Raw genomic sequence first — 23,031 nt, forward strand, 5'->3', positions numbered from 1 at the left:
GTTTTGGAGAGTGTTTTAAAAGCCTTTTTAAGACTCAGTTTTATTTTTTTATGTTTTTTAAATAAAATTGTTGATTTTTTATTTTAAAAAATTATCTTTGCGCTCTGAAAAAACACCTAAATCATTGAATTTTGATGAGGTAAGTTTCATAAACCTAAATAGCTGTTTAATAAATACATAAGTAATGTCTAAAGTAATAGGAAAAGTTGCCCAAATCATTGGCCCAGTAGTTGACGTTGTTTTCAACGGTAAGGATGTTGAACTTCCAAAAATTTATGATTCATTAGAAATCAATAAAAAAGATGGTACTAAATTAATCCTTGAGGTACAATCTCACATTGGAGAAAATACAGTTCGTACCATTTCGATGGATTCAACTGATGGTTTGAGCAGAGGATATGAGGTAGTAGGAACAGGTAATCCTATTCAGATGCCGATTGGAGCAGATGTTTACGGACGTTTATTCAACGTAGTTGGAGATGCTATTGATGGTTTGCCAGAATTGCCTAAAACAGGAGAAAACGGAATGTCAATTCACCGTCAGGCTCCAAAATTTGAAGATTTATCTACATCTTCTGAAGTTTTATTCACAGGTATTAAAGTAATCGATTTGATTGAGCCTTATGCAAAAGGGGGTAAAATTGGATTGTTTGGTGGTGCCGGAGTTGGTAAAACAGTATTGATTCAGGAGTTGATTAACAATATTGCAAAAGGTCACGGTGGACTTTCAGTATTCGCAGGAGTAGGTGAAAGAACACGTGAAGGAAATGACTTGCTTCGTGAGATGTTAGAGTCAGGAATTATTAAATACGGTGAGGAATTCATGCACTCTATGGAAAATGGAGGATGGGATTTGTCTAAAGTAGATTTACCAGGAATGAGAGAGTCTAAAGCTACTTTCGTTTTCGGACAAATGAATGAGCCACCGGGAGCTCGTGCACGTGTGGCACTTTCCGGATTATCTATCGCTGAGTATTTCCGTGATGGAGCTGGATCTGATCAAGGAAAAGACGTATTGTTCTTCGTTGATAATATCTTCCGTTTTACACAAGCAGGTTCTGAGGTATCGGCACTTTTAGGTCGTATGCCATCTGCGGTAGGTTACCAACCAACATTGGCAACTGAGATGGGAGCTATGCAAGAGCGTATTACTTCTACAAACAAAGGATCTATTACATCTGTACAAGCGGTTTACGTTCCTGCGGATGATTTAACTGACCCTGCACCGGCAACAACGTTTGCTCACTTAGATGCAACTACTGTATTGTCTCGTAAAATTGCTGAGTTAGGTATTTATCCTGCGGTAGATCCATTGGATTCTACTTCAAGAATTTTAACTCCACACATTTTAGGAAATGAGCACTACGACTGTGCACAAAGAGTAAAAGAGATTCTTCAAAAATACAAACAATTACAAGATATCATCGCAATCTTAGGTATGGAAGAGTTATCTGAAGAAGATAAATTATCTGTATCTAGAGCACGTCGTGTACAACGTTTCTTGTCTCAACCGTTCCACGTTGCTGAGCAATTTACAGGTATTCCGGGTGTATTAGTTGATATTAAAGATACTATCAAAGGATTTAATATGATTATTGACGGTGAATTAGATCACTTGCCAGAATCAGCTTTCAACCTTAAAGGAACTATCGAAGAAGCTATCGAAGCTGGAGAGAAAATGTTAGCAGAAGCATAATATAAGCTGGAAGCCAGAAGTTAGAAGTCAGAAGCTAGAAGCTAGAAGTAGGAAGTTAGAAGTAAATTGTTCTTCATTTTTCCCTTCTCTTTCTTCTTCCCTCTTCCAACTCCCAACTCCCATCTTCTAACTTAAAAAAATATGATTTTAGAAATAGTATCACCAGAGGCATCTTTGTTTAAAGGAGAAGTAACATCAGTATCTGTTCCAGGTGTAGATGGAAGTTTTCAAATTTTAAACAATCACGCCCCAATAGTTTCCTTACTTCAAAAAGGGACTGTAAAAATTACAGCACCAAGTTTTAGTTTTAGCAAAGAAGCAGCAAAATTGTTCTCGAAAATAGACGATCAAAATTATGCTTTAGCTATCTCTTCAGGGACTATTGAAATGAAAGACAATAAAGTAATTGTTTTAGCCGACTAAGACAATTTATATTTATAAAAAAAAAAGCCAGACAGCAATGTTTGGCTTTTTTTTTGAAGCTTATCCAGCTGTCCACTCTATCTTTGCCTGCCTAAAGAAGGCACGCAAAGGATGCCGTTTCCATCTGGGCTAAAAATCAGAACTTTTAAGAACTTTAAACTCAAATTCATAACTTTGCTTTTATGAAATTACCGGAAAATCTTTCTAAGAAACTCGAAATTCGTAAGCAAAATAATGCACTCAGGCAATTACCTGAGCATACTAATTTAGTCGATTTTACCTCAAACGATTATATTGGGTTTTCTAACAGCAAGCTTATTTTTGATGCTGCTCATCAATATTTGGTTAAGAATGCTATATTCTATAATGGAGCCACAGGTTCGCGATTAATATCAGGAAATCATCAAGTGTATCAGGAAGCAGAAAACTATATTGCTCAGTTTCATCAGGCAGCGTCTGCATTGATTTTTAATTCCGGTTATGATGCCAATGTGGGTTTTTTTAGTTCGGTGCCTCAAAAAGGCGATTTGATACTTTATGATGAGCTTTGTCATGCTTCTATCAGAGACGGAATCCAATTGTCTTACGCAAAAGCGTATAAATTCAATCATAATGATTTTGAAGATTTAGAAAAACGACTTCGACAGGCTCAGTCTGACAACTTAATTAAAGAAATATATATAGTTACTGAAACCGTTTTTTCGATGGATGGTGATTGTCCCAATATGGAAGAATTGATTGCTGTTTCTGAAAAATATGGTTGTTATTTAGTCGTTGATGAAGCGCATGCTTTAGGAGTTTTTGGGAGTAACGGACAGGGTTTGATTCAGGAATTTGAAGCACAAGACAAAGTTTTTGCCCGAATTATGACTTTTGGAAAAGGATTGGGTTGTCATGGAGCAGCGATATTAGGAAGTCTTGAGTTAAGAGCGTATTTGGTTAATTTTGCTCGCAGTTTTATTTATACTACAGGACTTTCTCCCCATTCTGTTGCTACAATTTTAGTGGGGTATCAGAATTTAGAAAAAGAAAACAAGAATATTAAGTTGCTGCGTGAGAATATCATTCATTTCAATCAGCAAAAGAATTTGTTAGGCTTAAAGCCAATTTTCGTTCGAAGTAAATCATCTATTCAATCGGTTATTATTCCTGAAAATGAAAAAGTAAAAGCCATTGCAAACCAACTTCAGGAGAAAGGGTTTGACGTAAAAGCTATTCTTTCACCAACTGTTCCGGAAGGTCAGGAAAGATTGCGTTTTTGTTTGCATTCATATAATACAAAAGATGAAATCACAGAAGTGTTGGGATTATTGAGTAACTTTATTTTTTAAGCCCACTGATAAAACAGATTTTACCGATTAACACAGATTAATTATGTCAAACTTGCTTCATAAAGGAATTACAGATTCTATTTTAAAAACTTATTATGATGTTTATAATCATTTAGGGTATGGCTTTTTGGAGAAAGTGTATCAGAATGCCATGTATTTTGAGTTAAAGTCTTTAGGCTATAAAGTTGAAGCACAAAAACCTATAAAAGTCTTTTTTAAAAATTTATTGGTTGGTGAATATTATGCAGATTTATTAGTTGAAGATAATGTAATAGTTGAACTAAAAGCTTGTGAATTACTTATGAATGCTCACTTTGCCCAATTAATGAATTACCTTAAGGCAACAGAAATTGAAGTTGGTTTAGTATTAAATTTTGGAGAAGATCCAGAATTTAAACGTATTATATATACAAACGACAGAAAACATAAAAAATAAAAATCCGTGATAATCTGTTAAATCAGCAAAATCCGAGGGCTATCTTTCTTATAAATCGTGAACAGATTCAAAGAAATTAGTATCGGAAATCTTTGTGAACTTTGCGCATTCTTTGCGAACTTTGTGGTTAAACAAAATCTATGAAATTATTTATAACAGGAATTGGTACCGATGTAGGCAAAACGATTGCATCAGCCATTATAACCGAAGCATTAGAAGCCGATTATTGGAAACCTATCCAGGCGGGAGATTTAGACACTTCGGATAGTCATAAAATAAAAGCATATTTGTCAAATGATAAGACAGTAATTCATTCTAACAGCTATGCTTTAAACACAGCTGCGAGTCCACATTTGGCAGCCGAATTGGATAAAATTGTTATTGATTTAGAAAAAATCATAGAACCAGTTACTGAAAATCATCTTGTGATTGAAGGAGCAGGAGGACTTTTTGTTCCGTTGAATAATCAGGATTGCGTGATTGATTTAATTAAGCCCCATTATAAAGTAATTGTAATTTCTCGTCATTATTTGGGGAGTATCAATCATACTTTGTTAACCATTGAAGCATTGCAGAACAGAAATATTACTATTGCAGGAATTCTGTTTAATGGTGATGAAAACAAAGCTACAGAATCTATTATTTTGAATAAAACAGGAATTAAATGTATTGGGAGAATTAATCAGGAACCGTATTTTGATCAAAATGTAATTCGGGAATATGCCGATTTGTTTCGGGAGAATCTTTTAAATTTATAGAGAATAGAAAAAAGAACAAAGAGAATAGACTTTCTTATCTTTGTCTGAAATCACAGTGTATAGTCATTATTCTATACTCTATTTTTTATATTCAAAAAATGACTTTAACAGAAAAAGACAGCCAATACCTTTGGCATCCTTATACCCAACATAAAACCGCTCAAACACCAATTGCTATTACAAAAGGTGAAGGTGCTTTATTGTGGGACGAAAATAGTAAAGAATACATTGACGCCATTGCTTCCTGGTGGGTGAATCCGTTTGGGCATTCCAACAGATTTATAGCCGATGCTGTTTACAAGCAATTAACGACTTTAGAACATGTACTTTTTGGCGGATTTACGCACGAACCAGCAGTAAAAGTTGCCGAAAAACTGATGGAAATTTTACCAGCAAATCAGCAAAAAATATTCTTTTCTGATAATGGTTCGACTTCGGTAGAAGTGGCTATCAAAGTAGCTTTGCAATATTTTTTCAATAAAGGTGAAAAACGAACAACGATTATTGCTTTCGAAAATGCATTTCACGGCGATACATTTGCAGCAATGGCAGCAAGTGGAATTTCATTTTATACACAGGCTTTTCAAGGAATGTTTATTGATGTAGTACGAATTCCTGTTCCTGTTAAAGGTGAGGAACAAGCGAGTTTTGATGCCTTGAAAAAAGTAATTCAGCAATACAATTGTGCCGGATTTATCTTTGAACCGCTGGTGCAGGGAGCAGCCGGAATGGTGATGTATGAAGCGGAAGCTTTAAATGAGTTAATCCAAATTTGTGCAGCAAATAATGTTTTAACCATTGCCGATGAAGTGATGACAGGTTTTGGAAAAACCGGAAAAACCTTTGCGATGGATTATGTGGAGCAAAAACCGGATATGATGTGTTTGTCTAAAGCCTTGACAGGCGGAACCATTCCGATGGCGATTACCACTTTTACACAGGAAATATTTGAAGCCTTTTATGATGATGATATCAATAAAGCCTTGTTTCACGGACATACTTTCACGGCCAATCCCACAGGTTGTGCGGCAGCATTAGCCAGTTTTGAGTTATTACAAACTCCTGAAATGCAAGCCAATTTGGTTCGGGTAAACGCCAGTCATTTGGCTTTTCAAGAACATATTAAGAATCATTCAAAGGTAACCACTACACGGGTTTTAGGAACTATTTTTGCATTGGAAATAAAGAAAGAAAACGAAGAGAGTTATTACGGAACTATGCGTACGAAATTGTATAATTTCTTTATCGAAAACGGAATTATTTTACGTCCTGTAGGGAATATTGTTTATATTTTGCCCCCTTATATCATCACGGATGAGCAATTGCAAAAAGTGTATGAAGTAGTCGAAAATGCATTAGAAATAATTTAATTAGGCCACAGATTTGACGGATTAAACCGATTTACACAGATTATGAATAAATAAACCGTGAAAATCTGTTAAAATCAGTGTCATCCGTGTGCCATTTTTTACTGATTGATGTGCATTACAAAAAACTTCACGACCTTTGCGGTAAAATAAATAGCCTTGTCAACACTTATTTCGATCACAGCTCTTGCATCCCTTTCTCCATTAGGAAATGACCCGAAAACCATTTGGGAAAATTATCTTTCTGAAAACCATTTTTTTTCAAAAAGACATTTGGATAATCAGGAAACCTGGTGTGCTTCTTTGGATGAAAATTCACAGCAAATAGTGGCTGAATTGCAAGCCTCTGATATTAAATACAAGTCACTGGACAAATCAGTTTTGTATGCTATGGCGGCTTCACGTATGGCGGTTGAAAATGCCGGATGGAAATCCGATTCGGTTTTCGGAATCAATATTGGTTCTTCGCGTGGTGCAACCGATTTATTCGAAAAGCATTTTCAGGAATATTTAGAAACTGGGAAAGCGCAAACTTTGGCTTCGCCAACCACCACTTTGGGAAATATTTCTTCATGGGTTGGTCACGATTTGCAAAGTACTGGACCTGAAATCTCGCATTCTATAACTTGTTCTACGGCCTTGCATGCGCTTTTAAACGGCGTGGCCTGGCTACGTGCCGGAATGGTGGATAAGTTCCTTATTGGCGGAAGTGAAGCACCATTAACTGATTTTACCATTGCGCAAATGCGTGCCTTAAAAATCTATTCTAACAGTGAAGAAGCATATCCAAATCAGGCGCTGAATCTGGATAAAAAATTGAATTCAATGATTCTCGGTGAAGGAGCTTCGGTTTGTTGTCTCGAAATGGGCAAAAAAGACAACGCTTTGGCTTTTATTGAAGGTATAGGTTATGCTACGGAGATTTTGGAACATAATATTTCAATTTCAGCAGAAGCCACTTGTTTTCAAAAATCGATGAAAATGGCTTTAGAAAACACTAATTTAGAAGAGGTAGATGCCGTCGTGATGCATGCTCCGGGAACTAAAGCAGGTGATTTAACGGAGTATAAGGCGATTCAGAAAATCTTCGGTGAAAACCTTCCGTTATTAACTACTAATAAATGGAAAATTGGACACACTTTTGGAGCTTCGGGAATGTTGAGTGTGGAATTAGCCGTGTTGATGTTGCAAAAAAAGCAGTTTATCGGAGTGCCTTTTGCGAAAGCGCAACAACAAACAAAATCTATCCAAAAAGTATTGGTTAATGCCGTAGGTTTTGGTGGAAATGCGGTGAGTGTATTGTTGTCTGTTCCTCTCCCAACCCCTCCAAAGGAGAGGAGACTGTGACTTAGAAATTTCTTGGGGTTAAATAGGGTATGTATATAAACTTTGATGTTTGGCTTATATGAACTTCGTTGTCGATATTTTCCTTAAATAAGCTTATATTACTTATATGTTTAAGAAAAAAAGCTCGAATATACTGATCACTGATCACTGATCACTATTTTCTAATTCCCGGACTTTTTCATAAACTAAGTTGCTCTCAAATCCCCGACGGAGCATATAATCACAAAATTTCTTTCTTTTTTTAAGCGAATTACGTTCGTGTATTGCTTCCCATTGTCTGTTGGCCAGCGAGTCAAAAGTTTCCAGATATTCATCGGGACTGATTTCTTTTAGTGCAATGTTGATTAAGGTTTGATTAATGCCTCTGAATTTTAATTCATTCGTAATTCTGATTTTTCCCCAATGTTTGATACGATGTTTTCCTCGCGCAAAACTACAGGCAAAGCGTTCTTCGTTTAGGAAGTTCTCACTGATAAGATGGGCTATTATCTGGTCAATTTCATCAGAATCCATTTTCATACTTCGCAATTTTTGCACTACTTCTTCGTGGCAACGGTCCTGATAGGCACAATAATGTTCTGTTTTTTGTATGGCTTCTTTGATTGTCAATACATCTTTCATTTATAATCCCAAATTGAGGTTCAGATTCTTGGTCATAAAGGTACTTAATTCTTTAAAAGACTCCCGATTTATTATTTGATTAGCACTGTTTTTTGTAAATAAAAGCTGATTGTCGGTTAAAAATGTAGGTTGACGAGCTGGTTTTATAGTCTGATTTTTAATGATTTAATTTAAATGAATTTTTGAAAATAAGGGTTAAGTGAAATTTTATACTCGGGATATATGAGGGCGTTTTTAACTAAGAAAATATTTTTTGTAGTGCTGTTTTTATTTGTTTTTTCTACAAAAATGATGGGACAAGCTGTTACATCAGGAACAGCTTATATTTGGTCAACAGCTACCACATGGACACCTGCGGTTGTGCCGGTTAATACTACTGATGTTGCTGTTAATCATCCGCTCACACTTGATCAGGATTTAACAATTACAACAGGAAATTATACTTTTAATCATGATGTAACTGATCAACCGGGAGGAACAAATTATAATTTTTCAACAATTAGTGCTGTAGGAAGTTTGACTGTAGCTTCAGGAACTACCACTATAGGAGGAATTACCAGTATAGAAGGCGGAGCATCCAATTTTACATTGACTGTAAAATCCGGTGCTACTTTGATACTAGGTACTGTTGGTTCTGTTTCGGATAATTTTTTAATAGGGAATAAAGTAACTATTAATATCGAATTTGGAGGGTCATTAATTGTTTATGGAAATATAGTAAATAGTAACAGCAGTGGTAGTGTAACTGTTAACGGATTATTACAAGTATTTGGTAATTATAGTACAAATAATGGAAATATTGATATTTCAGGAGCTACAGGCCAGTTTTATACAACCGGATCTATGTCAACACAAGGTTCATCAGATATTTATGGTTCCGGAAATGAGTGTGCTTCTAATTGTTCCGGAACCTCGTTAGGCTGTGGATCCAGTGGGAACTCTTATACTGCCATAATCACACCTCAAAGTCAAACGGTTTGTTCTGGTGGTGCCATAAGTAGTATGACTTTTACAACTAATGCGCCTTCTCCCACCTATCAATGGCAGTATAGTATGACAGCTGGAGGAACTTTTACGTCTATTTCAGGAGAAACTTTAGATACTTATACTCCTGCGTCTCTGACTGCGACAAGATGGTATAGGGTAAAATATACGTCATCTGCTTGTAGTGGTGATCAATATTCGGCGCCGGTTCCTGTGTATGTTTCCGCATCTACTTATAGACAGTCGACCGCAGGACAAACGTTATGCGGCGGGAGTTTTGGTCCCATTTCTGTATCTGCTTTTGGGACAGCTTTGACTTATCAGTGGTATACTAATACCAGTGCTGTTAATTCTGGAGGAACTCCCATTACGGGAGCAGTTTCAAATATTTATACCCCTTCAAGTACTACTAGTGGTACAAACTACTACTATTGTGTAATAAATAGTTCTTGCGGAACTCCTTTTACAACTGCTGTTTCAGGAGCGTTTTCTATGAGCCTGAATAGTGTAACAGCAGCTTCACTATCTCCTGCACCTTGTATAAATACAGCTATGACGAGTATTACACATACTACAGCAGGGGCAACAGGAATAGGTTCAGCTACAGGATTGCCTACAGGAGTATCCGCATTGTGGTCTTTCGGTACAATTACCATAAGCGGAACACCTACACAATCAGGAACATTTAATTATAGTATTCCATTAACCGGAGGTTGCGGGAATCTAAATGCTACAGGAACCATCACCGTAAATCCTGTTCCTGTTATTACTACTCAACCCGTTAACCAATTAGATTGTGAAGGCAGCTTTGTTAATTTTAAAGTGGTGGCTTCCGGTATAGGATTAACGTATGTCTGGCAATATAAAAGACCCGCAGATGCCGGATTTGTAACGCTTACCGGCAGTGAAACCAATACGACTTATCCTGCTGCAGGCGAAATAAGAATAGGAAATGTGAGCAGTGCACAATATCCTAATGGAACCCAATTTAAAGTAATAGTATCTAATGGTAATTGTAGTGTAACCTCAACTGTGGCAACACTCACAGTGAATGAAATTACTAATATTACCGGAGGCACTAATGTTACTCAGTGTTTTGGAACAAACTATTCTTATACCGTTACGACTTCAAATCCCGCCAATGTAGTTTCTTATCGTTGGAAAAAATCAGTGATTTCAGGAGATTGGGATGAAATTAGCGATGGAGGAGCTTACTCAGGAGCAGTAACTCCTACCTTAACAATAACGGCTGGAACACCAACTGAATCAGCCGAATACCGTGTTTATATTACTTTCAAGTCTTCGGGGGCTGATTGTAATGTGACAAGTGCAACCAGAACCAGAAAAATTACTTTTTTACCATTATTGACAACTCCGCTAACCACCATTGTACAACCCACATGTATAAGCAATACAGGAACTATTACAGTAACCATACAAAGTGCATCAGATACTTATAGCTTTGATAATGGATTCAGTTTTCAAGCCAGTAATGTGAAATCGGGCTTGGCTACGGGAAATTATAATGTGATTATAAAAAATGTAGCGGGTTGTATTTCTCCAACTACTACTTGTGTGATAATCAGCGATACTTCCACATGGGACGGAACCACCTGGCTCAACGGAACTCCGGATGCTTCCAGAGGAATTGTTTTTCAGCAAAATTATACTTCAACAGCTGACATTGATGCCTGCTCTTGTGAGGTTACAAACGGCGCTAATGTGGTTATTAATTCAGCACATACTTTAAAGGTGACTAATGCTGTAACAGTTGTTAGTGGTTCTCTGACTTTTGAAAATAATGCCAGTCTGGTTCAGATTAATGATGCGGCTATCAATTCAGGAAATATTAATTATAAACGCTATACTGCTCCGGTAAGAAGATATGATTTTACCTATTGGTCGTCACCGGTTGCCGGTCAAACATTGAAAAACTTGTCGCCTAATACTTTAGGAGATAAATATTATGGGTATAATTCCATTGCAGGTGCCTGGGTGATTTATTATAATGGTGCTGCTATTATGCAGCCCGGTAATGGGTATCTTATCAGAGCGCCGCAAACCTTCAGCATAACATCCGCTACAATTGATACCAATCCGGTGTTTTCAGGTGTTCCAAATAATGGAATAGTGAGTTTGCCAATAACTGCAAGTAAAACCTATCTTCTGGGGAATCCTTATGCATCGGCTATTAATGCGGATACTTTTTTAGATACAAATGCTGCGGTATTAGAAGGAACACTATATTTCTGGACACATAATTCTCCTCCAAATAGTGCTGTTGCCGGTGATGCTATTTATAATTATACTTCGGATGATTATGCAACTTATAACAGAACAGGAGGAGTAGGAACTCGCATTTCTACTGCTGACCCGGCTTATCCGGGAGGAATTGTTCCTACGGGGAAAATTGCATCTGGTCAGGGATTTTTTGCACCTGCAAGCACTGCGGGAGGAAATTTAGTTTTCAATAATGGGATGCGGGTTTCTGGCGGTGCATCAGGAATAAATAATTCGCAGTTTTTTAAAATGAATACTGCATCAAAAGCTGTTACAACAACTGTAACAGCAGATAAAAGCCGTATCTGGTTAAATTTGACTAATAATCAGGGAGCTTTTAAACAAACTTTAATTGGATATCTGACTGGAGCAACAAATAATTATGATGCTGGGTATGATGGCGTGACTTATGATGGGAATCAATATGTTGATTTTTATAGTGTAAATCAACAGCTGCATTTAACTATTCAGGGGCGGGCTTTGCCTTTTGAAAAACAGGATACAGTGGCTTTAGGTTATAAATCAGCTATTAAAGGCGAGTTCCAAATCAGTCTTGATCATACCGATGGGCTATTGGATTTTCAGCAAGTATTTCTTGAAGATAAAGAGTTGGATTTGCAATATGATTTAAAAAAAGAACCGTATTCGTTTACAACCGAAAAAGGAACTTTCAATAATCGTTTTGTATTGCGTTATGAAACTAAAAATGAGGCTGGAAAAATAATGGCAAAAGAGCCAATAGCAGAGGATTTTAATTTTGTTTCAGTGCTTAACAAGGAAATAAAGCTTAGTTCTTCGGAAGGACTTATTTCTACAATTAGTTTATATGATGTTTCCGGAAAGCTCGTTTATCAAAAAGAAGCTCTCGCCACTAATCATTTTGTTATACAAAATTTGAACTTCGCGCATCAGGTATTATTAGTCAATGTAGTTTTAGATAATGGACAAACTTTTGTAAGAAAAATTATTTATTGAAATAATTTAATTTTTTAAGGTTATTCTCCCGATTGCGAAAGTAATCGGGATTTTTTTTACAGATAAGTTACCAGGTTTTGTTGTTTTTTTAGTTTCGAATACACGAATTTTCGGAATCCTTCGAGGTATGAATTTTAAGAAAAACATCGAATTTTTTTCAAAAACCTTAAAATTTAATCTGCTAATCAGCGGTTAAATCTTCTTTTTTTATTCCAAATTTTATTTCGTTTCCTAAAACTATTTTTTAAATAAAAACGTACATAAAAAAGTGAGCAAATTTTGAAGCTTTTTAATTGCTGAATCCTTATGAGATAAAGGTTTAGCTTAAAAAATGCACTTTAACGACTAAACAAGTACATAAACGTTTTTAGTTTTTTGAAAAAGAAATAACATTTAATCTTGCGCTGTAATTCATTTTTATGAATTGAATGTTAAAGTTTTATAAGCTTGCCCGCCCCAAATAAATATTTTATATGATTCCAAACTTTACTTTAAATAGATTTTTAATTTTTTTTCTTTTTTTCTTTCATGTTGTGGTTTTTGCAGCGACAAAAACTTATACAGGTGCTAATAATGGTAATTGGAGTACTGCAAGTAATTGGTCTCCAAGTGGGGTTCCCAATGGGACTGATGATGTTATAATTCCATCTGGAAAAATAGTGGTTCTTGATGTTTTGTCTGTTGCAGCTAATAGTATAACTGTTTCGGGAGTGATTGAAATTCCTGCTGACAGCAATATTAGTATTAATTCTTTATTAATAGTTGTTTCCTCTCCATCTGGAAGCATTTTTTTCAATAAAAAATCTATTATTACATTACCTCAAAATGTAGCTTTATATCTTCAAAATGGCTCAAAAAGTTTAGATACTTCGGATAATGGAGTTTGTAGTAATAATACAGAAATACATGTGGGAACAACTAACTATGCTGTTTGTACAGGAGGAGGTGCTTTGTATTCATTTGATCAAGTTGAGAGTGCTGGAGGTATTAATGTTGTAACTGCAGGGGTAATAGGAGTTGCACAAAATATTTGTGGTGGTACTGCTCCAAATACTCTAACATCAGCAACAGCTGCTACTGGTTCAGGAACAATTACCTATCAATGGCAAGCTACTGATTCAACAGGTAGTTATGTTACAATTACTTCAGCAATATCAGAAAATTATTTACCGCCTGTTTTAAATGCCACTACAAGTTATAGAAGAAGAACAGTTTCTGTAATTAATGGACAAACTTTTTATTCTCAATATACTTCATCTGTTACGATTACAATAACCAGTACTACTGCTGCTCCAACAGGAACAGCGTCTCAATCTTTTTGCGCAAGTAATAATCCAACCGTAGCCAATTTAACTGCTACAGGAACAGGAATAAAATGGTATGCAGCTTCAAGTGGAGGTGCTGCTCTTGCAACAAATACAGTTTTAACAAATGGAACACATTATTATGCGTCTCAAACTTTAAATGGTTGTGAGAGTGCATCAAGATTGGATGTAACTGTAACGGTAAATGCTTTGCCAACATTATCAGGAGCTTCACAGGCTTCACCAGTTTGTGCTGGTTCTGGAGCTACCGTAAATTTAACGGGTATGTTGCCAAATAGTACTTCTACAATTAGTTATACTATTAATGGAAGTACACAAGCACCAATTACAGGAGTTGTTGCTAATGCTTCGGGAATAGCAAGTTTTACAAGTGCTATTTTAACGATTGTTAATAACAATCAGTATTTACAAATTACTGGAGTAACAACAACTGGTGTGACACCAAGTTGTACGTCAAATATTTATGTTGGTTTTAATTTACAAGTAACATCATCTTCTACTCCAACTAATATCAGAGGAGATAATGAAAGTTGTAATGGTTACATTGCGAGATGGGATGGTTCAGCTACAAATTTTTATATAGATGTGGCTACAACAAGTACTTTTGATTCAGGGACTATTGTTCCATCTTATGATAATGCAAACTTAGGTAATGTTGGTAGTGTGAATTTAACTGGATTATTACCAAATACTACTTATTATTTTAGAGTTAGAGCTTCTGGAAGTTGTGGATTTAGTGGTTATTCTTCTGTTGGGAGTTTTACGACTTTGTCTATAGCTACCCCAACAAATGTAAGGTCAGATAATGTTAATTGGTGTACTTCTACAATAAGATGGGATGGTTCAGCTACAAAATTCTTTATTGATGTTGCAACTAGCAATACATTTTCTGCTGGAACTATGCTTTCTGCCTATAATAATCTGGATGTAGGAAATGTAAATAGTCTTATTTTGTCTGGGTTATTACCAAATACTATGTATTATTTCAGAGTTCGACGTATGGAAACTTGTGGTTTGAGTGGAAATTCTGCTGTGAGTAATTTTACTACTATGGCTATTTCGTCACCCACAGCTAATGCTGGATATGCTAGTTGTAATGATTGGGTAGCACAATGGAATGGAGTTTATGATACTAGTGGAAATGAAGCCGATGGATATTATTTAGATGTAGCAATTGATAATGGTTTTACGAACTATGTTAGTGGGTATCAAGATTTGTATGTAGGGAAAACCAATGCTTACACTATAACAGGGCTCGCTCGTGGCGGTGTTTATTATTTTAGGATAAGAGCAAATACAAGTTGTGGAGTTGGAAGTAATTCAAATGTAGTTACTTTTACAGAAATAGGTAATTGGTCTTCGAATCCTGGAACTATAACAGGTGGTGCGAATTCAATATGTGTGGGTAGTACTGCTACATTTATAAAAGATGAAAATACTTGGCCTTCTACAGGTACTTGGTCAGTTTTTAATCAAACAGGAAGTGCAAGTATTACTCAATCTGGAGTTGTTACTGGTGTTAGTGTGGGGACTGTTAAAGTTGTTTTTACTACTTATAATGGTGGTTGTGGAACGTCAACATCTAGAGATTTAACAGTTACACCAGGCAGTGTTGTAGGTACGGCTTCATCAAGTCCTAATTTATGTATTGGCGAAACAATGATTGATGTTACACATACTACTACAGGAGCTACAGGCATTGGAATGGCTACTGATTTACCAGCTGGAGTATATGCATCATGGTCTTCGAATACGATTACGATTAGTGGAACACCGACTGCTTCTGGTACTTTTAATTATAGTATTCCATTAACTGGTGGTTGTTCAGGTATAAATGCGACAGGTACAATCATAGTAACATCTCTTCCTACTCCAACAGCTGAAACGCCAACCAACCCTAGTTGTAAAGTACCAACAGGAAGTGTAATTTTAAATAATTTACCTAGTTCAGGTACTATTGTTCAAACAGGGGAACGTAATGATTCAATTGAGATTTTAGGCGGAGGGTCACAAACAATAACAGGGCTTCATCCGGGTACTTATTATTTTGCTGTTACTAATGGAAGTTGTACTTCAGCAACAGTTACTGTTGTTATTCTTGAACCTGAAACCAATACTTGGTCTTCAAGTGGATGGAGTGATGGAACTCCTACGATCAATCAAAGATTAGTGTTTGGTACAGATTATACAAACGCTAATGATGTTGATTTGTTAGGCTGTTCTTGTCAGGTTACAGGATCGGCCGTAGTTACCATAAAATCTGGACGTACTTTAAAAATTGAAAATGGAGTGGAGGTTCAACCAAACGCTACATTAATTTTTGAGAATAATGCCAGCTTAGTTCAAATTAATGATGCTGCTGTAAATTCAGGAAATATCAATTATAAACGCCATACTGCTCCCGTTAAACGTTATGATTTTACCTATTGGGCTTCACCTGTTGCAGGACAAACAATGAAAGCTTTATCCCCTGGTACTTTAGGAGATAAATATTATAGCTATAATCCAACTAGTGGTTGGAAAATTGAATATAACGGAGCACTTACGATGGAAGCAGGTAAAGGTTATATTATTAGAGCTCCACAAACATTTAGTATTACTGTGCCTGCAATTGATACTAATCCGGTTTTTGTTGGGGTGCCAAATAATGGATTAGTATCATTTTCAATAGCAGCTAATCAAACACATCTTTTAGGGAATCCTTATCCATCAGCAATAGATGCCGATAAATTTATAGCTGCAAATTCAACTTCATTAGAAGGAACACTTTATTTCTGGACTCATAATACATCACCAAGTAAAGATATTGCCGGCGATGCTATTTATAATTATACCACTAATGATTATATTACTTATAATAAAACAGGAGGTGTAAATGTTGCTACAGGTAAAATAGCGGCAGGGCAAGGATTTTTTGCTCCGGCAAGTGCTGCTGGAGGAACAATAGTATTTAATAATGCTATGAGATATACAGAAGGACAACCTAATTATGATAATTCAAATTTTTTGAAAATTAATAGTACTTCTAAAACAGTGACAACGACTACTGCGACAGAAAAAAATCGTGTTTGGTTGAATTTAACTAATTCAGAAGGGGCTTTCAAACAAACTTTGTTAGGTTATATTACGGGAGCGACTAATGGTTATGATGCTGGTTATGACGGCATGAGTTATGATGGAAATCAATTTGTTGATTTTTACAGTGTCAATAATGCCGTGAATTTATCTATTCAGGGACGTGCGTTACCTTTTGTTAAACAAGACAGTGTTGTTTTAGGATATAAATCGACTATCAAAGGGGAATTTAAAATTAGCATCGATCGTACTGATGGCGCTTTGGCAACACAGAATATCTTTTTAGAAGATAAAGATTTAAAAGTACTTCATGATCTTAAACAGGGAGCTTATACTTTTAATACTGAAAAAGGAATTTTCAATAATCGGTTTGTATTGCGTTATGTTGACAAAAATGCTGTTGAACCAGTAGTTGAAACCCCGGTAGTTGAGACACCAGTTATTGATAGCTCAGTAACGGTTTCTGTAAAACAAGACCAAATTACGGTAAGTTCATCAGAAGATTTGATTTCAAAAATCATTATTTATGATATTGCAGGAAAAATAATTTATCAAAAAGAGGATGTATCTGCCAATGATTTTATGATACAAAATTTACTGTCCAGTAAACAAGTTCTTTTAGTAACTCTGGTTCTTGAAAACGGTAAAACAACTTCAACAAAAATAGTTTATTAGTGTAGAATTTATTTTTTTTAAAGGTATCCCGATTGCGTAAGTAGTCGGGATTTTTTATGACTGCTATTTTCTAAGTTTTCAAATACTTTTTCTTCGTAATTTATGAAATTGTGGCTTGTGAATTAGTTCTTTATGAATTGAATAGTTTTCAAATGTAGTTTTTCACTTTGTTTAATTGTTAAAAAATGTATTTTAACAGTAAAAAACTTCATTTAAACGATTTTTTTAATAATTTTATCTCAGATTTTTAGACCCCCTAAAAAATTGTGTTCACCTGATATATTTGGTATCGGGCGGCTATATAATTTTTTAAATATGGGGCTATGAATAAAAATTACTTTACTTCTATTAAACCAATAAACACAATTAAAACCTGCTGTTTTTTATTGGTAATTTGCTTTTCAATTTCCATTTCGACCTATAGTCAAACTACAAAAACCTTAACTACATCAGGTGAATTAGAAATTCCTGCCGGAGTTACAAGTTTATCTGTACAAACATGGGGTGCAGGCGGTGGAGGTGGTGGTTCTAATGAATTGTTAACACTTCTTAGTCTTGGATCGGCTGGAGGTGGTGGTGGGGGCGGTGCTTATAACCAAGGGAATGTTTCTGTCACTGCAATTCCAACTAATGCTAAAATTTCTTACATTATTGGTCAAGGAGGAGCTGGTGGAAGTTATGGGAGTGCTACACTTAATGGTTTGGCTGGAGGACAAACTACTTTTTCTACTATTGCAGCTAATGGAGGGCAAGGCGGAGGTGGAGGTACTTTGTTAGTTCGGGCAGGTGTAGGGGGTACAGGTGGCTTAGGTGGTTTTAAAAATGGAGGAAATGGTAGTTCGGCTTATTTAGTTGCAATTAATCTTAATCCATTAAATTTACAAATAGGAGTTAACAGAAGTGGTGGGGGTGGAGGAAGTGCCGGAACCGCTCTTAATGGTAATAACGCATCTGGTCTTACAGGAGGAATGGCTGTAGCTGGTGGAGCTGCAGGAGGGAATGGTAGTGAGAAACAATTGTTATTAAGTTTGGTTGCTTCTCCAAATGTTCCAGGTTCTCCAGGTGGTTTCCCTGGAGGAGGTGGTGGTGGTGCAACTGGTGGAGGATTGGTTAATGGATTGTTAAATGGAATTCTTGGAGGTAGTAGTTCTGATGTTAGCAATGGAGGAAAAGGTGGAGACGGTCAAATAAAAGTCACTTATACTTGTCCTGTTTATAGTATCTCGAATCTTACTGCCGATGCTGCTTGTGTTCAGACATCTGCTATTCATTTGATTGGTAATTTACCTATAGGAACTTATACAGTAACTTATAATAGAAGTGCTCCGGCAGCAACCGGACTTACAGCTAATATGGTAGTTGAGACAGCAGGGACTGGTACTATTAATGTTGTCGGTTTGCCTGTTGCCGGTTCAAGTACAATTACTATCACAGAACTTAAATCAGTAGATTGTGTGAGTAGTGTGAATGCATCAATTACTTTTGACAGAGCTGTAAAACCAACAACTGGAACAATAACTCACCCTACTTGTGCGGAGCCCAAAGGAACTGTTGTCTTAGACAATTTAGTAATTGGAGGGACTATTCATCAAACAGGAGTTGCAAATACCAGTTATCCCATAACTTCAAATCCTCAAACAATCACAGGTCTTGATTCCGGAAATTATAATTTTGTTGTTTCCAATGGTATTTGTAGTTCTCAAACAGTCTCTGATATAACTTCTGTAACTATTGATAATCCACCGCCTGTAAGAACATGGAACGGAACCTGGGACGGAATTCCCACGATAGAAAATAAAGTGATTTTTGCAGAAAGCTATAATGAAGATCCGGAAAATTTAGATGAAAATGTGAATATCGAAGCCTGTTCCTGCGAAGTGAATTCAGGAGCTCATGTTACTTTTAAAACAGGGCGCTATTTGAAACTAAGAAATGAAGTAATAGTTAATCCGGCTGGGTCGTTAACTTTTGAAAATAATACCAGTTTAGTTCAGCTAAACGATGCTGCTGAAAACTCAGGTGAGATTACCTATAAAAGACATACAAAACCCGTAAAAAGATATGATTTTACTTATTGGTCATCACCGGTTGAAGAGGAGTTTTTGAAGGATGTATCACCACTTACTTTAGGAGATAAATACTATAGTTTTAATCCCGTTTCAGGTTGGCAAATTCATTATAACGGAAATCAGGAGATGTACCCCGGAGAAGGTTATATCATAAGAGCACCTCAAAGTTTCAGTATAACTGATCCTACTATTGATGAAACACCAAAGTTCACAGGCAAGCCTAATAACGGTGAAGTCAAAAAGAATTTAACCGCTGGACTGGTTTATCTGATAGGAAATCCCTATCCTTCGGCTATTAGTGCCGATGCTTTTTTGTCTGAAAATGATAGTAAATTAGAAGGAACGCTTTATTTCTGGACTCATAATTCGCCGCCAAGTATCAACGTTGACGGAGATGCTATTTATAATTATACTGCTAATGATTATGCGACTTATAATCTTACAGGAGGGATTAGTACGGCCATTAATGATGATGATCCTAATGATCCGGATGATAATTTTAATAATGCAACACCAAATGGAAATATTGCGGCTGCTCAAGCCTTTTTTGCACCGGCAAGTGAAATGGGAGGTGAAATTGTTTTTAATAACAGCATGCGTCTTTTAGATGGTGAAGTAATGGATGATGGAGAAGAGTATGATGAGGTAAGAGATAATTCTCAGTTTTTTAAATTAGAAACTACATCAAAAACTACTAATGAAATAGAGAAAAATCGGGTGTGGTTGAATTTGTCTAATGCGGAAGGTGCTTTTAAGCAAACATTAGTGGGTTACATTAGCGGAGCGACAAATGATTATGAGGGGAAATTTGATGGAATAAGTTATGACGGAAATCAATATCTGGACTTTTATAGTGTTAATCAGGCACTAAATTTAGCTATTCAGGGCCGTGCACTACCTTTTCAACAGAAAGACAGTGTAGTTTTAGGTTATAAATCAACTATTGCAGGTGATTTTAAAATCAGTATTGATCATGCTGATGGAGTTTTGGCTTCGCAAAAAGTTTTCTTAGAAGATAAAGTTTTGCAAGTGCTACATGATTTGAAAAATCCTTACTCTTTTACTACCGAAAAAGGAATTTTCAATGATCGGTTTGTATTGCGGTATGAAGATAAAAACGCTTTGGTTGAAACGGTTAGTGATAGTGCTGTTGAAGGAGTTGTTATCTCGAATAAGAACAAAACCATCACTATTGCTACTACAGATGAAATCATCAAAACCATTTACATTTATGATTTTTCGGGAAGATTAGTGTATTCAGATACGGAAGTTAATTTAGAAACTGTAACTATTCGTAATGTATCAGGTACTCATCAAATTTTGATTGTCACAGTAGTATTAGAAAATGGTAAAAAAGCAGTGAAGAAAATAATCTATTAACGCATTTTATAAGTATAAAAAAAATCCATTAGCGTCTGACTAATGGATTTTTTTGTATTTCAGAAAAGATATTTATTTACCTTTAATAGATGCTTCAACATTACGTTCAATAGTGTGTCCGGGACGAGACCATTTTGGTTTTTCACCTAACGGAACAAATTGAGAATCGGCAGCTTCTACTGTTTGCGGTTGTGAAACCTTAGTAAAAGGTTTTTGCGGATTCAAACCTAATATTTCAAACATTTTCATGTCTTCGTTTACATCCGGATTTGGTGTTGTTAAAAGTTTATCACCTGCAAAGATCGAATTGGCACCTGCAAAAAAGCACATTGCTTGTCCTTCACGGCTCATATTTGTTCTTCCAGCTGAAAGGCGAACCTGAGTTTCCGGCATGACAATTCGGGTAGTGGCTACCATTCGAATCATTTCCCATATTTCAACTGGTTTTTCTTCTTCCATTGGTGTTCCTTCAACAGCAACAAGTGCATTAATCGGCACTGATTCCGGTTGAGGGTTTAAAGTAGAAAGAGCTACTAACATTCCTGCTCTGTCTTCGATACTTTCCCCCATCCCAATAATTCCTCCGCTACAAACAGTCACATTCGTTTTACGAACATTTTCTATCGTTTCTAAACGGTCTTCAAAACCTCGGGTAGAAATAACATCTTTATAATATTCTTCAGAAGTATCCAGATTATGATTGTAAGCATATAAACCTGCTTCAGCTAATCGTTGTGCCTGATTTTCGGTAATCATACCTAAAGTACAACAAACTTCCATATCCAGTTTATTAATGGTACGAACCATTTCTAAAACCTGGTCAAATTCAGGTCCGTCTTTTACATTTCTCCAGGCTGCTCCCATACATACACGGGAAGAACCTGTAGATTTAGCACGCAAAGCCTGAGCTTTAACCTGACTCACGCTCATTAAATCATTTCCTTCAACGCCTGTGTTATAACGTGCTGCCTGAGGACAATAACCACAATCTTCCGGACATCCTCCTGTTTTAATTGATAATAATGTCGATACCTGAACCACATTTGGGTCATGGTGTTCTCTATGAATTGAAGCTGCTTCGAAAAGCAAATCCATCATCGGTTTATTATATATAGCAATAATTTCTTCTTTTGTCCAATCGTGTTTTGTAATACTCATTGTATTGTATTTTTTGATGCGTCAAAAGTAGTCAAATTGTTCAAAATAGCAATGCAATAGCTTTAAAAAGGGATGAGCAGTACATTAGTCAGCTGAAAATCGATTGTTCCAATACAACATTAGCAATAGCGTTACAATTACTGAGGAAGCGACTCCTTCAAATAATAAAGAAATCGAATAGGCATCTATGGAAGGATTTCCGCCAAACAGGAATGTTTCCGACAGCGATTGTGCAAATGCGTCTCCGCCTTGCAGATAACTATAAATTACTAAAGCAATAATACTTAAAACTACGCCAATTACAGAAGTAAACATGGCAGAAACGGCATTAGAAACAAATTGCTTATTTCCTTTTTCCAGATTTTGTTTAATGGTTCTGTTAACGCCATAAAAAACAAATAGGATGTTTAAAAACCTCAGGTAAAAAAGATGAGCTAAGCCTAATAGTTCCATTAACAAAAAGTAAATACTTACAGCAATGAAAATAATAAATCCGTTGATGATTTCTTGATGCAGTTTCATTTTATTCGAATTAAAATTGAAAATAAAAGAACCGGAAACCTAAATGTAAGTATTTCGATTTCTAATCAGATGGGTATTTTCTTTTCCAGAATAGCAATAATGAAAAGCTAACAATCATTACTGAAACTATTGCTTCAATCAGTAGGGAAAAAACATAAGTCATTACAGTAGCTTCTCCCGGATACAGTAAAGTGTAAGATAAACTTTCAATAAATTCATCACCTCCTTTAGAATAAATATAAGCAGTTAGCCCCATAAGGCTTAAAAACACACCAATAAATCCGGTAATGAATGCGGAAACAGCATTTTTACCAAAATTATTTTTTCCCTCCTTATAATTAGATTGTAAGGTTTTGTTGACGCCGTAAAAGACAAACAAAATATTGAATAATCTTAAGTAAAATACGTCAGTCAGTTGGAGTACTTCTATTAATGCAAAATAAAGAGCAATACCAATAAAAATAATTACTCCATTGTATAATTCTTTAGCTATTTTCATACGTTTTAATTTTTAAGTTAAAAAAATTATTTGATAGTAATTGTGGATTGTCTATCAAATTTACGCAAAAAAAGTAGGAATTATTTAAAAACAGAAAGGTTTTTTTACTT

At 35.8% G+C, this 23,031-nt stretch carries 14 protein-coding genes; 10 read left to right on the forward strand and 4 right to left on the reverse strand.

Annotated elements, in window-relative coordinates; translation table 11 throughout:
- Nucleotides 1-184 precede the first annotated feature (184 nt).
- The 7 genes from atpD to BUB89_RS05955 all read left to right on the forward strand — a co-directional run bounded on the left by atpD (nt 185) and on the right by BUB89_RS05955 (nt 7,358).
- Entirely contained in the window at nt 185-1,696 is a 1,512-nt protein-coding gene (gene atpD, locus BUB89_RS05925) for a F0F1 ATP synthase subunit beta (protein WP_073242894.1), read from the forward strand.
- 141 nt (nt 1,697-1,837) lie between these two features.
- A complete protein-coding gene (locus tag BUB89_RS05930; RefSeq protein ID WP_073242896.1) occupies nt 1,838-2,119 on the forward strand; it encodes a F0F1 ATP synthase subunit delta/epsilon in 282 nt (93 codons plus the stop codon).
- A 182-nt stretch (nt 2,120-2,301) separates the two neighbouring features.
- Nucleotides 2,302-3,450, forward strand: a complete 1,149-nt coding sequence (locus BUB89_RS05935; protein ID WP_073242898.1) for an aminotransferase class I/II-fold pyridoxal phosphate-dependent enzyme — start codon at nt 2,302-2,304, stop codon at nt 3,448-3,450.
- Nucleotides 3,451-3,493: 43 nt separating this feature from the next.
- The gene (locus BUB89_RS05940; protein ID WP_073242900.1) at nt 3,494-3,886 is read left to right on the forward strand and encodes a GxxExxY protein; all 393 of its coding nucleotides are present in this window, start codon (nt 3,494-3,496) and stop codon (nt 3,884-3,886) included.
- A gap of 140 nt (nt 3,887-4,026) precedes the next feature.
- Nucleotides 4,027-4,644, forward strand: coding sequence for a dethiobiotin synthase (gene bioD, locus BUB89_RS05945; protein WP_073242902.1), 618 nt, complete (start codon nt 4,027-4,029; stop codon nt 4,642-4,644).
- A 98-nt stretch (nt 4,645-4,742) separates the two neighbouring features.
- Complete coding sequence (gene bioA, locus BUB89_RS05950) at nt 4,743-6,014, forward strand: adenosylmethionine--8-amino-7-oxononanoate transaminase (RefSeq protein WP_073242903.1); 1,272 nt, start codon at nt 4,743-4,745, stop codon at nt 6,012-6,014.
- Between the two features lie 156 nt (nt 6,015-6,170).
- Nucleotides 6,171-7,358 (forward strand): beta-ketoacyl synthase N-terminal-like domain-containing protein, encoded by a 1,188-nt coding sequence (locus BUB89_RS05955; RefSeq protein WP_073242906.1) that lies wholly within the window; start codon nt 6,171-6,173, stop codon nt 7,356-7,358.
- A 144-nt stretch (nt 7,359-7,502) separates the two neighbouring features.
- On the opposite strand, the gene BUB89_RS05960 is transcribed toward BUB89_RS05955, so the two are convergent.
- A complete protein-coding gene (locus tag BUB89_RS05960; protein ID WP_073242908.1) occupies nt 7,503-7,979 on the reverse strand; it encodes a regulatory protein RecX in 477 nt (158 codons plus the stop codon).
- Between the two features lie 288 nt (nt 7,980-8,267).
- On the opposite strand from BUB89_RS05960, the gene BUB89_RS17795 reads away from it, so the two are divergent.
- The 3 genes from BUB89_RS17795 (at nt 8,268) to BUB89_RS05975 (ending at nt 20,742) form a co-directional block, all read left to right on the forward strand.
- Nucleotides 8,268-12,218, forward strand: a complete 3,951-nt coding sequence (locus BUB89_RS17795; protein ID WP_159434568.1) for a T9SS sorting signal type C domain-containing protein — start codon at nt 8,268-8,270, stop codon at nt 12,216-12,218.
- A gap of 473 nt (nt 12,219-12,691) precedes the next feature.
- Nucleotides 12,692-17,293: a fibronectin type III domain-containing protein gene (locus BUB89_RS05970; RefSeq protein ID WP_073242910.1), complete on the forward strand. Its 4,602-nt coding sequence runs from the start codon at nt 12,692-12,694 to the stop codon at nt 17,291-17,293.
- A gap of 323 nt (nt 17,294-17,616) precedes the next feature.
- Nucleotides 17,617-20,742 carry a glycine-rich domain-containing protein gene (locus BUB89_RS05975; protein WP_083552538.1) on the forward strand — a complete coding sequence of 1,042 codons (3,126 nt, stop codon included), beginning with the start codon at nt 17,617-17,619 and terminating at the stop codon, nt 20,740-20,742.
- A 72-nt stretch (nt 20,743-20,814) separates the two neighbouring features.
- Here BUB89_RS05975 and bioB read toward each other — a convergent pair whose 3' ends face one another.
- From bioB to BUB89_RS05990, 3 genes are all read right to left on the reverse strand, one after another.
- Nucleotides 20,815-21,900 carry a biotin synthase BioB gene (bioB, locus tag BUB89_RS05980; protein ID WP_073242912.1) on the reverse strand — a complete coding sequence of 362 codons (1,086 nt, stop codon included), beginning with the start codon at nt 21,898-21,900 and terminating at the stop codon, nt 20,815-20,817.
- A gap of 84 nt (nt 21,901-21,984) precedes the next feature.
- A complete protein-coding gene (locus BUB89_RS05985) occupies nt 21,985-22,422 on the reverse strand; it encodes a hypothetical protein (RefSeq protein ID WP_073242914.1) in 438 nt (145 codons plus the stop codon).
- 61 nt (nt 22,423-22,483) lie between these two features.
- Nucleotides 22,484-22,921 carry a hypothetical protein gene (locus BUB89_RS05990; protein WP_073242916.1) on the reverse strand — a complete coding sequence of 146 codons (438 nt, stop codon included), beginning with the start codon at nt 22,919-22,921 and terminating at the stop codon, nt 22,484-22,486.
- Between the last annotated feature and the right edge of the window lie 110 nt (nt 22,922-23,031).

The sequence above is a fragment of the Flavobacterium flevense genome (genome assembly GCF_900142775.1).
Taxonomy (GTDB): Bacteria; Bacteroidota; Bacteroidia; order Flavobacteriales; family Flavobacteriaceae; genus Flavobacterium; species Flavobacterium flevense.

What these genes read in the sequence shown, in the direction of transcription:
- BUB89_RS05985 (WP_073242914.1), bottom strand. Translation starts at nt 22,422, where the DNA reads ATGAAACTGCATCAAGAAATCATCAACGGATTTATTATTTTCATTGCT.
- bioB (WP_073242912.1), bottom strand. Translation starts at nt 21,900, where the DNA reads ATGAGTATTACAAAACACGATTGGACAAAAGAAGAAATTATTGCTATA.
- BUB89_RS05930 (WP_073242896.1), top strand. Translation starts at nt 1,838, where the DNA reads ATGATTTTAGAAATAGTATCACCAGAGGCATCTTTGTTTAAAGGAGAA.
- BUB89_RS05935 (WP_073242898.1), top strand. Translation starts at nt 2,302, where the DNA reads ATGAAATTACCGGAAAATCTTTCTAAGAAACTCGAAATTCGTAAGCAA.
- atpD (WP_073242894.1), top strand. Translation starts at nt 185, where the DNA reads ATGTCTAAAGTAATAGGAAAAGTTGCCCAAATCATTGGCCCAGTAGTT.
- bioD (WP_073242902.1), top strand. Translation starts at nt 4,027, where the DNA reads ATGAAATTATTTATAACAGGAATTGGTACCGATGTAGGCAAAACGATT.
- BUB89_RS05975 (WP_083552538.1), top strand. Translation starts at nt 17,617, where the DNA reads ATGAATAAAAATTACTTTACTTCTATTAAACCAATAAACACAATTAAA.
- BUB89_RS05940 (WP_073242900.1), top strand. Translation starts at nt 3,494, where the DNA reads ATGTCAAACTTGCTTCATAAAGGAATTACAGATTCTATTTTAAAAACT.
- BUB89_RS05990 (WP_073242916.1), bottom strand. Translation starts at nt 22,921, where the DNA reads ATGAAAATAGCTAAAGAATTATACAATGGAGTAATTATTTTTATTGGT.
- BUB89_RS17795 (WP_159434568.1), top strand. Translation starts at nt 8,268, where the DNA reads ATGATGGGACAAGCTGTTACATCAGGAACAGCTTATATTTGGTCAACA.
- BUB89_RS05960 (WP_073242908.1), bottom strand. Translation starts at nt 7,979, where the DNA reads ATGAAAGATGTATTGACAATCAAAGAAGCCATACAAAAAACAGAACAT.
- BUB89_RS05970 (WP_073242910.1), top strand. Translation starts at nt 12,692, where the DNA reads ATGATTCCAAACTTTACTTTAAATAGATTTTTAATTTTTTTTCTTTTT.
- bioA (WP_073242903.1), top strand. Translation starts at nt 4,743, where the DNA reads ATGACTTTAACAGAAAAAGACAGCCAATACCTTTGGCATCCTTATACC.